Origin of the sequence: Nonomuraea sp. B12E4 (assembly GCF_039871825.1) — a bacterium.
GTDB lineage: Bacteria > Actinomycetota > Actinomycetes > Streptosporangiales > Streptosporangiaceae > Nonomuraea.
This window is the reverse complement of record NZ_JBDPME010000009.1, coordinates 306803-319940: the sequence shown is the minus strand read 5'-3', so window position 1 is coordinate 319940 and position 13138 is coordinate 306803. Positions and strand designations below refer to the sequence as shown.

General features: G+C 73.1%; 11 protein-coding genes. 9 read left to right on the top strand and 2 right to left on the bottom strand.

The features are described 5' to 3' along the window. Positions 1-41 precede the first annotated feature (41 nt). Positions 42-554, top strand: coding sequence for a hypothetical protein (locus tag ABGB18_RS22655; RefSeq protein ID WP_347697551.1), 513 nt, complete (start codon positions 42-44; stop codon positions 552-554). Here the strand turns inward: ABGB18_RS22655 and ABGB18_RS22650 are convergent. Further along, the gene (locus ABGB18_RS22650; protein ID WP_347697550.1) at positions 551-1933 is read right to left on the bottom strand and encodes an amidase; all 1383 of its coding nucleotides are present in this window, start codon (positions 1931-1933) and stop codon (positions 551-553) included. The two genes, ABGB18_RS22655 and ABGB18_RS22650, sit on opposite strands and share 4 nt — an antisense overlap. A 351-nt stretch (positions 1934-2284) precedes the next feature. Between ABGB18_RS22650 and ABGB18_RS22645 the strand changes: the two genes are divergently transcribed. Together ABGB18_RS22645 and ABGB18_RS22640 are read left to right on the top strand one after the other, a co-directional pair. After that, positions 2285-3658 (top strand): amino acid permease, encoded by a 1374-nt coding sequence (locus tag ABGB18_RS22645; protein WP_347697549.1) that lies wholly within the window; start codon positions 2285-2287, stop codon positions 3656-3658. 171 nt (positions 3659-3829) lie between these two features. Next, positions 3830-4990, top strand: coding sequence for an SGNH/GDSL hydrolase family protein (locus ABGB18_RS22640; RefSeq protein ID WP_347697548.1), 1161 nt, complete (start codon positions 3830-3832; stop codon positions 4988-4990). 82 nt (positions 4991-5072) lie between these two features. On the opposite strand, the gene ABGB18_RS22635 is transcribed toward ABGB18_RS22640, so the two are convergent. Then, positions 5073-6125, bottom strand: coding sequence for a chorismate mutase (locus ABGB18_RS22635; RefSeq protein ID WP_347697547.1), 1053 nt, complete (start codon positions 6123-6125; stop codon positions 5073-5075). A 282-nt stretch (positions 6126-6407) separates the two neighbouring features. Between ABGB18_RS22635 and ABGB18_RS22630 the strand changes: the two genes are divergently transcribed. From ABGB18_RS22630 to ABGB18_RS22605, 6 genes are read left to right on the top strand one after another with little or no spacing between them, the layout of a single operon-like run. Then, positions 6408-8225, top strand: coding sequence for a protein kinase (locus ABGB18_RS22630; RefSeq protein ID WP_347697546.1), 1818 nt, complete (start codon positions 6408-6410; stop codon positions 8223-8225). 10 nt (positions 8226-8235) lie between these two features. Beyond that, complete coding sequence (locus tag ABGB18_RS22625) at positions 8236-10014, top strand: protein kinase (RefSeq protein WP_347697545.1); 1779 nt, start codon at positions 8236-8238, stop codon at positions 10012-10014. Then, entirely contained in the window at positions 10011-10853 is an 843-nt protein-coding gene (locus tag ABGB18_RS22620; protein ID WP_347697544.1) for an AraC family transcriptional regulator, read from the top strand. Before ABGB18_RS22625 ends, ABGB18_RS22620 begins: the two co-directional genes overlap by 4 nt. Positions 10854-10864: 11 nt before the next feature. Then, complete coding sequence (locus tag ABGB18_RS22615; RefSeq protein WP_347697543.1) at positions 10865-11527, top strand: AzlC family ABC transporter permease; 663 nt, start codon at positions 10865-10867, stop codon at positions 11525-11527. Then, positions 11524-11835, top strand: coding sequence for an AzlD domain-containing protein (locus tag ABGB18_RS22610; RefSeq protein WP_347697542.1), 312 nt, complete (start codon positions 11524-11526; stop codon positions 11833-11835). The genes ABGB18_RS22615 and ABGB18_RS22610 overlap by 4 nt, the downstream gene beginning before the upstream one ends. 9 nt (positions 11836-11844) lie before the next feature. Further along, entirely contained in the window at positions 11845-13113 is a 1269-nt protein-coding gene (locus tag ABGB18_RS22605) for a protein kinase (RefSeq protein WP_347697541.1), read from the top strand. Positions 13114-13138: the final 25 nt, after the last annotated feature.

Below are 13138 nucleotides of genomic sequence, written 5' to 3'. Positions count from 1 at the left end.
ACCATCGAGCTGATTCAGGCGTACATGTGAGGGGGAGTGGCGTGACGAGGGAAGTACGCGCTTTTGCGGTAACTGTCCTCACACTCGCCGCTCTCGGAGTCGCCGCCGGACTGCTCTGGTCGGGGCTGACGCCCCGGGCGCCCTACGAGGTCACGACGCAGGGGACGGTGCTGGCCGACCCCTCCACGCAGGCGCTGATCGCGGCCGACGGCTGGTTCGCGGTGATCACCGGCGGGCTGGGGCTGCTGTGTGGCGGGGTCGCGTGGTTCGTGGGACGGCGGTTCATGCTGGCGGTGCTGCTCGGGCTCTGCGCGGGTGGGCTGCTGGCGGCGATGCTGACGTTGTGGGCCGGGTCCACGTTCACGATCGGGGCGGTCGTGGTCGAGGCCGCCGCCGTGCCCGGGGTGAAGGTCGTCCCCGGGGCGCTGAGGCTCACCGCCTCCGGGGTCCTGGTGTCCTGGCCTCTTCTCGCGGTGGGGTTCTTCGGGCTGCTGGAGGGCATGCACGGGTATCGCGAGTCGCCGCTGCGGCAGCCGTTCGGGGGACTTCCCTAGAGGGGTGGGCGGCGCAGGCCGTGCTGGGTGGCCTGCTCGAACGCGCGGGCCACGCGCAGCACCCTGGCGTCCTCGAACGGCCTGCCGACGATCTGCACCCCCACCGGCAACCCGTCCTCCGTGAACCCGGCCGGCACCGACGCGGCCGGGGCGTGCAGGACGCTGATCCAGTACGCCGAGCGCATCCACGCCAGGTAGTCGGGCATCCGCTCGCCGTTGATCTCGCCGACGTAGGGGTGTTCGACCGGGAACGGCGGCACCTGGCTGACCGGCGCGATCAGCACGTCGTAGCCGTCGAAGAAGGCCGCCATGCGCTGGTAGAGGCGGCTGCGGGCGACCTCGGCCCGGGCCAGGTCGGCGCCGGTGACCTGGCGGCCCTGCTCGACGTTCCAGGCGGTGTTGGGGCCGAGCCCCGCCAGGTCGTCGAACGACAGCGCGTAGTTCCAGGCCCGATAGGTCCTGAACGCGTCCTCGGCGTCGGACAGGTCCAGCTCCACCCGCTCGACGCGGGCCCCCAGTCGCTCGAACACCGCGGGCGCCGTCGCCGTGACCGCCGCCGTCCTCGGATCCACCGGCAGCCCGCCCAGGTCCGGACTCCACGCCACCCGCAACCCCGCCACGCCCTGCTCGGGCTCGGGCGCGAACACCTCCTTGATCGCGTACGGGGAACGGCGGTCGAACCCGGCGATGGCCCCGAACATCAGCGTGACGTCCTCGACCGTCCTGGCCATCGGGCCCTTGACGGACAGGGTGTACCAGGCGGCGGTGTCGGACACGGACGGGACACGCCCGGGGGTGGGGCGCAGGCCGACGACGTTGCAGAAGGAGGCCGGGTTGCGCAGGGAGCCGCCCATGTCGGAACCGTCCGCGAGCGGGACCATGCCGGTGGCCAGCGCGGCGGCGGCGCCTCCGCTGCTGCCGCCCGCGGACTTGGTCAGGTCGTAGGGGTTCCTGGTGGCGCCGAAGACCTCGTTGACGGTGTGGGAGCCGGTGCCGAACTCCGGGGTGTTGGTCTTGCCGATGGTGATGGCCCCGGCGGCGCGGAGCCGCTCGACGATCAGGTCATCCTTGTCCGGGATATTTTGCGAAAAAAGCGGTGATCCGTAGGTTGTCCGGATATTTGCGGTGTCGACGAGATCCTTGTGGGCCACGGGCACGCCGTGCAGCGGCCGCTCCCCCACCTCCCCCGGCCCCGCCTTGTCAGCCGCCCTCGCGGCATCGAGCGCCTGCTCGGCCACCAGCGTCACGATGGCGTTCACGCGAGGGTTGACCTGCTCGATCCGTTCGAGGTGCGCCTGCAGGACCTCCACGGCGCTCGCCTGCCCGGTCCTGATGAGGTGTGCCATCTCGGTCGCTGTCATGTAGTGCGCTTCACTCACACTGCGATCCTCCTTCACCACACCACCAGAAGGCCACGTCGCGCTTTGCCATCCCCTCCCCCTCATTTCACACCCCGGCCCCCCATACCCGGCAACAGCCACCCACGGGGGTGCCGTTCCCACACACCCGGTGCACGACGCCGGCCCCGTCCAGGATCGAGTATCCCGTATGGACATGCAGGTGGACGAACGAGTCGCTGGACGACATGGAGCGGCGCCTCCCGGTCTCGTGTTGTTCCGGTGCGCTCCGAACTCTGGTTGCCCCCACCGACAGAACCGGCGCGCCGGGACCTCCCCGCCCAGCGGCACCGATATCGTCGTGCTCACCTTATGTAGTCGAGGAGACACCGAGTGCGCACGCCGGAAGACGAAGGATACAAGCACGCGCTGGGCAACCGGCAGGTCCAGATGATCGCCATCGGCGGTGCGATCGGCGTCGGCCTGTTCCTCGGCGCCGGGGGACGGCTGGCCGCCACCGGCCCCGCCCTCGTGCTCTCCTACGCCGCCGCCGGGGTGGCCGCGTTCTTCGTCATGCGGGCACTCGGCGAGCTGGTGCTCTACCGCCCGTCGTCGGGATCGTTCGTCGAATACGCCAACGAGTTCGTCGGCCCGTGGGCGGCCTTCGCCAGCGGCTGGATGTACTGGATCAACTGGGCGTTCACCGGCATCGCCGAGCTGACCGCGATAGCCGCCTACATCCATTACTGGGCCCCCGTCTTCCCCCAGTGGCTCACGGCCCTGATCGCCCTGGGCTTCGTGCTCACGGTGAACGCGCTGTCGGTCAGGCTGTTCGGCGAACTGGAGTTCTGGTTCGCGATGCTCAAGGTCCTGGCGATCTCGGTGTTCCTGGTCGTTGGGCTGGTGCTGGTGGTGTTCGCGGTGGGCGAGGCGGGCCCGCACAACCTCGTCTCCCACGGCGGCTTCTTCCCGACCGGTTTCCCGCTGGTGCTGATGAGCCTGCAGTCCGTGGTGTTCGCGTACGCGGCGATCGAGGTGGTCGGCATCACGGCGGGCGAGACGGCCCGGCCGCACGAGATCATGCCGAGGGCGATCAACGGCGTCGTGTGGCGCATCGCGATCTTCTACGTGGGCTCGGTGGCGCTGCTCGGGATGGTCCTGCCGTGGACCGCCTACCGCGCGGACACCTCGCCGTTCGTGACGGTCTTCTCCGGTCTGGGCGTGCCCTGGGCCGCCGACGCGATGAACCTCGTCGTGATCACCGCCGCGCTCTCGTCCTGCAACTCGGGCCTGTACGCCACGGGCCGCATCCTGCGCTCGATGGCCATGAAGCGCGAGGCCCCCCGCTTCGCCGGGGTGCTGAGCTCCCGCCACGTCCCGATCGGCGGCATCGTGTTCACGGCGAGCACGTTCCTGGCCGGGGTGGCCCTGTTCTACTTCCTCCCCGAACGCGCCTTCAACATCGCCACCGCCGTGGCCTCGCTCGGCGTGATCACGACGTGGGGCGTGCTGGTCTACTGCCAGCTCCGGCTGCGCAAGTCGGGCCACCGCTCGACGTTCCCGATGCCGGGCTCCCCGTACACCAACTGGCTGACGCTCGCGTTCCTGGCGCTGGTGGTGCTGCTGATGCCGTTCGCCGACCAGGACCAGCGGGTGGCGTTCTTCCTCATCCCGGCGCTGGTCGCGAGCATCGCCGTGGGCTGGCGGACCGTACGCCGCCGCCGCGCCGCGCGCAGGCCCCAGCCGTGCCTGGAGTCCGGCGACTGATGCCGACCGATCCGACCGGCCGCTGGGTAGTCTCGATGGCGCAGGAGGTCGCCATTCGGGGCTCGGGAGGACGCGCTGGACGCCACAGACCGAAAGGACCATCCGGGACCTGCGAGCCAACCGGCCACCACGGCCCCGGCCGCCCGCCCCGGACCGGTGAGCCCGCCCGACGTGGCCACCCCTCCCGGAGCCGCGAACCCGCCCGACGTGGCCGACCGCCCCAAACCGGCGGGCCCGCCCGACGTGGCCGACCGGCCGTCGCCCGAGGTCGTCCCGGCTGCCCGCCGGACGCCGGTCGGCCGGGTCGGCCGGGTCGTCCGGCCGCTCGTGGCCGCCGCGATCGGTGTCGCGCTCGCCCTGGCCTGCGTCTCCCTGGATGTCTATCCGAAGCTGGCCTGCGCCCTCCTGGACGCCGGCTGCCCGGCGGACACCCCGCCCCCGGGCCAGTTACCTCACCTGACCCGCCTGTCTCCCGTCCAAGTCGCCCAGAAGGGCAAATACGTCGCCCTCGGCGACTCCTACTCCTCCGGCGAGGGCGTCTACGACCTCGACAGGCAGCCGGTCGACGACGGCGCCGACCGCTGCCACCGCGCGACCGGCTCGTACGTGCCCGTGGTGGCGCAGGCGTACCGGTTTCCCGGCGGCACCGCCTTCTACGCCTGCAGCGGCGCCACCACCCGCCAGCTCCTGTCCGGCCAGCACGGCCAGCCGCCCCAGATCTCCCGCGTCGACTCCTCGGCCGGCCTGGTGACGCTGAGCATCGGCGGCAACGACGCCGGCTTCACCAAGGTCCTCACGAGCTGCATCGTCAAGCTGCCGTGGTCCACGGCCTGTGTCGACCAGGAGCCGGCGGTCTCCCGCCGCATCGAGGAGCTCGGCCCGAGCCTGCTCAAGGTCCTCAAGGAGCTACGCGTACGAGCGCCGGACGCCCGCATCATCGTCCTCGGCTACCCCCGCCCGTTCCCCGCGAACCCCACGGAGACCGTCGACAACCTCAGCCCGGCCGACCAGCGCTGGCTCAACACCGTGGCCAGGCGCCTCAACGACCTGGCGGGCTCGGTGGCGGCGGACTTCGACCGCGCCATCGCGGCCTTCGGCGCGCCCGGCAGCGTCGAGTACGTCGACGCCTACGAGTCGTTCACGGGCCACGAGGTCGGCCGGCCACAGCCGTATCTGAACGGGCTGAACGTGGACATGGAGGAACTCACGGTCAACGCCCGCAGCTACCACCCGACAGGCGACGGCTACCGCCGCTTCGCCGACCTGATCACGCGCCAGATCGCCGCCGGCCCCGGCCGCCCCATGAACAACTACCGTTTGACGCCCCCCTGACCGGACAGGTCGTGCCAGGCTGCCCCCTGACCGGACGGGCGTGCCCGCCCGCCGCACCACCACCGGAGGCGTAGGGAGACGCCTACTCGCGGCCCCGCTGCTCCGACAGGTGCAGGCCCGCCTCGATGATCGCGTTCATGATCGGCGCCAGCAGGGCCTCGCCGAGCGTCGGCGCCCGCCGTGCCATCGCGACGACGAGCGCGTGTTCCCTGTCCGCGTCGCGCCCCGCGAACCCGCCGACCGGCTTGAGCCGCTGCACGGTCCCCGCCAGCTCCACCCGCCGCTCCAGCAACGTGGCCAGCGCGGCGTCCACCCGGTCGATCGCCTCCCTGCATTCCGGCAGGGTGGCGGGTGTCTCGTGCCGGATCAGCGCCCCGACGATCGTGACGGCCTCCTCGGCGACGCGCCGCGCCTCCGCCTGGCCCGGCACCGGCGCCTGGTCCGCGGTCGGGCCCACTTGGAGCCGCGCCACCAGGCCGTCCGCCAGGTCCTCCGCCCGTACGAACCCCCGAGCCGCACCCCGCACGGGATCCGCGACCCCTGCCCCCTTGTAGGTCCCGATCACGCCGGAACGCCCGGCCCCGCCCGTACGCCCGGACTCGCCCGTGAGGTCCCGCTCCGGCCCGCCGTCCACGATCAGCCCGTCGGCCCCGGCCGCCACCGCCGCGGCCGACAGGCCCACGTCCTGGGACACGTCCGCGAGCACCGGCCGCCCGGAGGCGGCCCGTGCCGCCCGCATCAGCCCCAGGTCGAGCCGACCCCGCTCGCACAGGATGACCCGCCCGTCACCCTCGGCGGCGCAGTAGTCGGCCAGCATCAGCCACTCCTCCATGGAGGCCGACGAACGCCGCTCCACCACCACCGGCAACCCGAGCCCGGAGGCCGCCCGCACCAGCGGGATGTCACGCGTCCACGCGGCCCCCACCACCACGGCGTCGGCCAGCTCGGCGATGGCCGGCAGCTCGGCCGCCGAGAACGGCTCCACCAGCGCGGCCCGCTCTCTCAGCACCTCGCGCGCGTCCACCTGCCCGCGGTGCGCCCGCAGACTGACCCGTCCGCCGATCACCACGGCGGGCCCCTCGCCGACGAGCAGCTCGCCCACCGCGACGGCGTGTCTTTCCAAGGTCGATGACATCCCGACTCCCCCACTCGGCCGGTCCCTGGAACCGGCAGCAAACCAAAAAGGCAGAGACCGGGTCGTCTCTGCCCTGTGCCGACTCCAGGTGGTCGCTATCCGACGACCGGCCCTCCTGGAGCCGGCTCGGTAAACGCGTGGCGACAAGTCATATCTGAACCTTACACCCCCCACTCCACCTGCTGGACAGCTAGGCTCACATGGTGGACTGACCTTCCGGCGAGTCGCCGTTGATCCGTCGCTATGGGAGTATTTCTTGGCCTAGAGGAGGGTACGAGGCCGTTGACGTCGGATCGCAAGCAGGAGGGGCGCCGCATCGCCGGCCGCTACCAATTGCAGGAGCCCATCGGCAGGGGCGGCATGGGCATCGTGTGGCGTGCCCATGACGAGCTGCTCGACCGCACGGTGGCGGTCAAGGAGGTCAGATACGCCGCCGCGCTGGGCGAAGAGGTGCAGCTGCTGAACCGGCGGACGATGCGGGAGGCGCGGGCGGCGGCCAGGTTCGAGCACCCGAACGTGATCGTCGTGCACGACGTGATCGAGGAGGACGACCGGCCCTGGATCGTCATGCAGCTCGTGCAGTCGCGGTCCCTGGGCGCCGTGATCAAGCAGGACGGGCCGCTGCCGGCCAAGCGGGTGGCCGAGATCGGCCTGGCCGTGCTGGACGCGCTGCACCGCGCCCACGAGTCGGGCGTGCTGCACCGTGACGTCAAACCGGAAAACGTGCTGCTGGCCGACGACGGCAGGGTCGTGCTCACCGACTTCGGCATCGCCACGCTGGAGACCGAGACGCAGCTCACGGTGACGGGCCTGGCGGGCACGCCGGCGTTCATCGCGCCCGAGCGGCTCAAGGGCCTGCCCGCGCGGCGCGAGTCGGACCTGTGGTCGCTGGGGGCCACCCTGTACACGGCCGCGGAGGGCCGCTCGCCGCACGAGCGCGGGATGGCGCTGGCCACGATGCACGCCGTGCTGACCGACGAGCCGGATCCCGCCGAGCACCTGGGCCCGCTCGCCGAGGTGGTCAACGGCCTGCTCCTGAAGGAGCCGGTGCAGCGGCTGACGTACGAGGAGACGCAGCGGCTGCTGCGCAAGGTCATCGCGGACGCGAGCCCGCCGCCCACCGCGCAGTTCCCGGTCACCCAGCCGTCGGCCGGGCCGCGGAAGTCGCCGGTGGCCAAGCGGCTGCAGATGCCGGCCGTGGCCGCGTTCAAGCGCGCGCCCGTGGAGGACGACACCCCGACCGACCCGGACCTGGTGCCGGCCCCGGATTTCCCCCAGACCGGGGCCCGGCTGGCCGGCGTGGGGGCCGGCACGCCCCAGGAGCCGCCTCCGCCGTCCGGCGAGTCCACCGTGAACGCGGCCAGGCCGGACGGCACGCTCCGCACCGGGCTGGTCGTCTCGGCGGCTCTGGCGGTGGTGCTGGTCGCCGGCGTGGGCGGCTACCTCGGCCTGCGCGCGGCTCCGGACGAGACGCCGGAGCCGCGCGACACGCAGGCCCAGACGGTCCCGCGGTCCTCCCCGAGTGTCTCCCCGCCGCCGTCGGCGCCTTCCACGGCCCCCACCACGGTCCCGCCGTCGGCCTCGGCCACCCCCGCCGAGACCGCGACCGAGAAGCCGAGCGAGGAGCCGACGAAGGACCCGCTGCCGGCCGGCTGGAAGACGCACAAGGACAAGATGGGCTTCTCCATCGGGCTGCCCAAGGGCTGGAAGGAGTGGACCCGCAGCGGCAGGCAGGTCCAGTTCAGGGGTCCCGGCGCCGCGTCCCACGCCACCTACCTCATGATCGAGGAGGCGGCCAAGCCGGGCAAGGACCCGGTCGAGGACTGGAAGAAGCAGGAGCCGAAGCTCAAGAGGGGCTTCGGCGGCTACAAGAAGATCGGCATCACGAAGGTCGACGACCTCCCGGAGGGCATCAAGGCCGCCGCCGACTGGGACTTCACCTGGAACACCAACACCGGCAAGACCCGGGTGCGCGACCGCGCGGTCGTCATGGACAACGGGCGGGCGTACGCGATCTACTGGCACACCCTCAACAGCCACTGGAAGGCCGACTACGACTTCTTCGAAGGCTTCTACGCGACCTTCAAGGGCAAGAAGTAAGCTTCCCCGCGTGGAAAGGCAGGTCGGCAACCGCTATCGGCTCATCGAGCCGCTCGGTGAGGGCGGCATGGGCGTGGTGTGGCGGGCCTACGACGAGCTGCTCGACCGTACGGTGGCGGTCAAGGAGGTTCGCTACACGGGCGTCGGAGAGGCCCAGCGGGCCGAGCTCAACCGCAGGACCATCAGGGAGGCGCGGGCGGCGGGCCGCCTGGACCATCCGTCCGTGGTGGTCATCCACGACGTCGTCGAGGAGGACGGGCGGCCGTGGATCGTGATGCAGCTCGTCCGGTCCCGCTCGCTGGCCCAGGTGGTGCGCGAGCAGGGGCCGTTGCGGGTGGAGCAGGTCGCGGTGATCGGCGGCCGGGTGCTGGACGCGCTGCGGGCCGCGCACGCCACCGGGGTGCTGCACCGCGACGTCAAACCGGAAAACGTGCTGCTGGCCGACGACGGCAGGGTCGTGCTCACCGACTTCGGCATCGCCTCGCTCGACGCCGAGGCGGGGCTGACGGCGACCGGCAACCTGGTGGGCACGCCCGCGTACATGCCGCCCGAGCGGCTGAACGGCCGGCCCGCCGGGCCGGAGTCGGACCTGTGGTCGATGGGCGCGACGCTGTACACGGCCGTCGAGGGCGAGCCGCCGTTCAAGCGGGACTCGTGGGCGGCGACGGTGGCGGCGGTGCTGCGCGACGTCCCCAGGCCGCCGGCCCGCGCCGGCGCGCTGGAGCAGGTCATCATGGGCCTGCTGCACAAGAACCCGGCGGCCAGGATCCCCGCCGCGGAGGCCGCCAGGCTCCTGTACGCGGCCACCACCGCCCGCCACCCGCCCGCCCGCCCGGACAACCGGTCCCCGGCCGGGTCCTGGAGCGCCGTCACCGGCCCCCACCCGGGCGACACCCGGACGACCGCCCCCCGGCAACCGGACCCGGGCACCTCGGAGACGACCGGCCACGCGCACCCGCACCGCCCGGAGACCACCGGCCACGGACGCGGACCGGAGACGACCGGCGGCGGGCGCTCGACCGGGCCCGGCGCGGCCGGCGGCCGGCCCCACCAGGCGGTCTCGACCCGCCCCAGGCGCGGCAAGGCGCTCTGGATCGGCGTTCCCGCCGCGGTCGCCGCGCTCGCGGTGCTGGGCACGGGCGGCGTGCTGCTGTCCGAGCGCTGGACGACGAACCCGCCCCCGACCAGCCCCGTCCCCACGACCGGCCCGGCCACCGGGCCGGCCACGGGGCCGGCCACGGGGCCGACCGCCGGACCGACCGCAGAGCCGACCGCAGAGCCGACCGGTGAGCCCACCACAGATCCGACCGCTGGGCCGACCACGAGCCGCCCCGTGCCCGCCGGTTGGCGGCCCTTCACCAGCAAGGAGGGCCGGTTCTCCATCGCCGTGCCCGACCGCTGGACCGCCACCAGCCACCCCACCAGGGACAGCGTCTCCATGAGCGGCCCCGGCACCCCCGGAACGCTGATCGTCGAGTGGACCGTTCCTGAGACCCCCTGGCAGGATCCGGTGAAGCAGTGGCAGGCCCTGGAGAAGGAGATCCTGGCCAAGGGCGAGTTCCAGGGATACGACCGCCTCGGCATCACCCCCCTCACCTACCTCGGCCGCAAGGCCGCCGACTGGGAGTTCACCCGGCTGCGCGACGGCTCGCCGATCCACGTGATCAACCGCAACTTCGTCACCGCCGGCGGCCGCCCGTTCGCCATCTACTGGGAGACCCCGCACTCCCGCTGGACCAGGGACCGGCACTTCTTCGAGACGTTCACGAACACCTTCAAACCGCGGTGAAGGAGCAGGCACGCTTCTGGCGGCACCCGGCGGTGCCCGGGACCGACCTGCTCAAGGCCCGCTACGTCACCCACCGCTTCGCCCGGCACGCGCACGACGGCTACGCGATCGGCCTGATCACCACGGGCGTGGAGGAGTTCGACTACCGGGGCACCCTGCACCGCGCCGCCGCGGGCGAGATCGTGCTGGTCAACCCGGACGCCGTGCACACGGGCCAGGCGGGCACCCCGGGCGGGTGGTCCTACCGGATGCTCTACCCGTCGGTGGAAGCGCTGGCCGGGATCGCCGCCGATCTGGGCGCGCCGCGCTCGACCCCGTACTTCCCCGAGCAGGTGGTGCGCGACGAGGCGGTGGCGGCGCTGCTCGGCCGGGCGCACCTGGCGGCCGAGCGCGGTGACGCGCTGGCGGCCTCGACGCTGAGCCGCGCCCTGTTCGCCCGGCTGCTGACCAGGCACGCCGCGCCCCGGCCCGCCGCGGCGGCGCCCGGCGCGGGGCGCGGTGCCGTGCGCGAGGCGCTCGACCTGCTGCACGAGAGGCTGGTCGACCCGCCGACGCTGGACGATCTCGCCGGCGCGGTGGGGGCACGGCCGTTCGCGCTGCTGCGGGCGTTCAAGGCCGCGACGGGCCTGCCGCCGCACGCCTACCTCACCTCGCTCCGGGTACGCCGGGCGCGCCACCTCCTGCTGACCGGCATGCGCCCGGCCCAGGTGGCCACCGAGGTGGGCTTCACCGATCAGGCTCACCTCAACCGTCACTTCAAGCGCATCATGGGCGTTCCGCCCGCCGCCTACCAGCGCGCTGCAGGAACGTACAAGACCGGCGATTCCCCCGCCGCCTAGCCTCGGGCGGCATGGAACAGACAACACACCGTTCCGCCGCCGTGCGGGACGGTCTGGGCGTGGGCCTGGCCGTGGGGCTGTCAGGTGTCGCCTTCGGCGCCGCGGCGGTCACCGCGGGCCTGACCGTGCCCCAGGCGTGCGTGCTGAGCCTGCTGACGTTCACCGGCGCCTCGCAGTTCGCGCTGACGGGCGCGGTGGGCGCGGGCGGCGACCTGGTGGCCGCCACGCTGGGCGCGCTGCTGCTGGGCGGCCGCAACACCCTGTACGGCCTGCGCCTGGCCGGCCTCCTCCGCGTGCGCGGCCCGCGCCGGCTGCTGGCCGCGCACGGCGTGATCGACGAGACCTCCGCCGTCGCTCTCGCCCAGCCCTCCCCCGAGGCGGCGCGCACGGGCTTCACGGTCACGTTCGCCGGCCTGTACGTCACCTGGAACCTCACCACGCTGGCCGGCTCCTTGGGCACGTCGTCCCTGGGCGACCCCGGCGTGCTGGGGCTGGACGTGGTGGGCCCGGCCGCGTTCCTGGCCATCCTGTGGCCCCGGCTGGCGGGCAGCGCCGAGCTGCGCCGGCTCGCCGCGGTCGCGGCGGCGATCGCGCTGTGCGCCACCCCCTTCCTCACGCCCGGTCTCCCCGTGCTGCTGTCGGCGGCGGCGGTGCTGGTGGTGTCGGCGCGATGACGTTGTGGTGGGCGATCGCCGCCCTGTGCGCGGGCTGCTACGCGCTCAAGCTGGCCGGGCTGGCCGCGCCGCGCAAGGTGCTCGATCATCCGGCGGTGCGCAGGTTCGCGGAGCTGGTGCCGGTCGCTTTGCTGGCGGCGCTGGTCGCGGTGCAGATGTTCACGGAGCGGGGCGAGCTGGTGTTCGAGCCCGCGCGCACCGCCGGGCTCGCGGCCGCGGTGGTGGCGCTGCTGTTCAGGGCGCCTTTCCTGGTCGTACTGGCCACGGCGGCTGTGGTGACCGCGCTTGTCCGGATACTTCTGGGGTAGTCGCCGTGCATGTCCGACTCAGCGGGGATGATCGGTGGGCGATATCGGCTGCTCAGGATGATCGGCAAGGGCGGCATGGGCACGGTGTGGCAGGCACACGACGAGGTGCTGGGCCGGGACGTGGCGCTGAAGGAGATCCTGCCGCCGCCCGACATGACGGGTCCTGAACGCGAGGAGTTCGCCGTACGGACCTTCCGCGAGGCCAGGGCGGCGGGCCGGGTGGCCCACCCCGGCGTGGCCACCGTGTACGACGTCCTGGAGGAGCACGATCACCCCTGGATCGTCATGCAGCTCGTCCCCTCCCGCACCCTGGGCGAGGTCATCCGCGACGAGGGCCCGATGCCCCCGTCGCGGGCCGCCGACCTCGGGCTGCAACTCCTGGAGGCGCTGCGCGCCGCCCACGCGGCGGGCGTGCTGCACCGCGACGTCAAACCGGACAACGTGCTGGTCGCCGCGGACGGCAGGGCGGTGCTCACCGACTTCGGCATCGCCACCACGGAGGACGAGGCGTCCGTCACGAGGACGGGCGTGCTGATCGGCACCCCGGCGTTCATGGCGCCGGAACGCGCGGCGGGCGGCCAGGCCAGGCCCGCCTCCGACCTGTGGTCGCTGGGCGTGACCCTCTTCCTGGCCGTCGAGGGCCACTCGCCGTTCCATCGCGAGAACCCGCTGGCCACGCTGGGCGCGGTCATGCACGCCGAGCCGCCGCCGCTGGCCCGGGCGGGGCCGCTCGGGCCCGTACTGCTCGGGCTGCTGCACAAGAACCCGGTGCGGCGCATGTCGCTGGAGGAGGCCGAACGACGGCTGCTGGCGATCATGGAAGGTGGCCCGGCCACGCAGACGCGGCCGTTCACCGTGCCGCGGCGCCCGGCGCGGCGCCGCCGGCCGCCGCTGGTCGCGATCGTCGCGGGCACGCTGGCGGTGGCGGTCGTCACGGGCGGGGCCGCCTGGTGGACCACCCGTCCCGACGACGTGCCCCCCACCCCGCGTGGCTCCGAGCCGGCCGTGCAGACGACGGCCTCCCACTCCTCCCGGCCTTCGGCTGAGGCCACCGTGCCGGTCCCACAGCCGGCCTCAGAGGCTCCCGCGCCGCCTACGGAGGGAACCCATGCCCGGCGAACGGCGAGCGCCTCTCCGCCCGCCAGAGAGCGGTCCAGGACCGCCACGGCCGGCCCGAGCGAGTCGCGGCGGCCGACGCCGGCCGCGTCCGGGGAGGAGGAGGCCCCCTCCGAGACCCCCGGCCGGGTCGAGGGATCGGACGACCCGGCGGAGGACTGATCAGGAGCGCTTGACCGGGACCGGG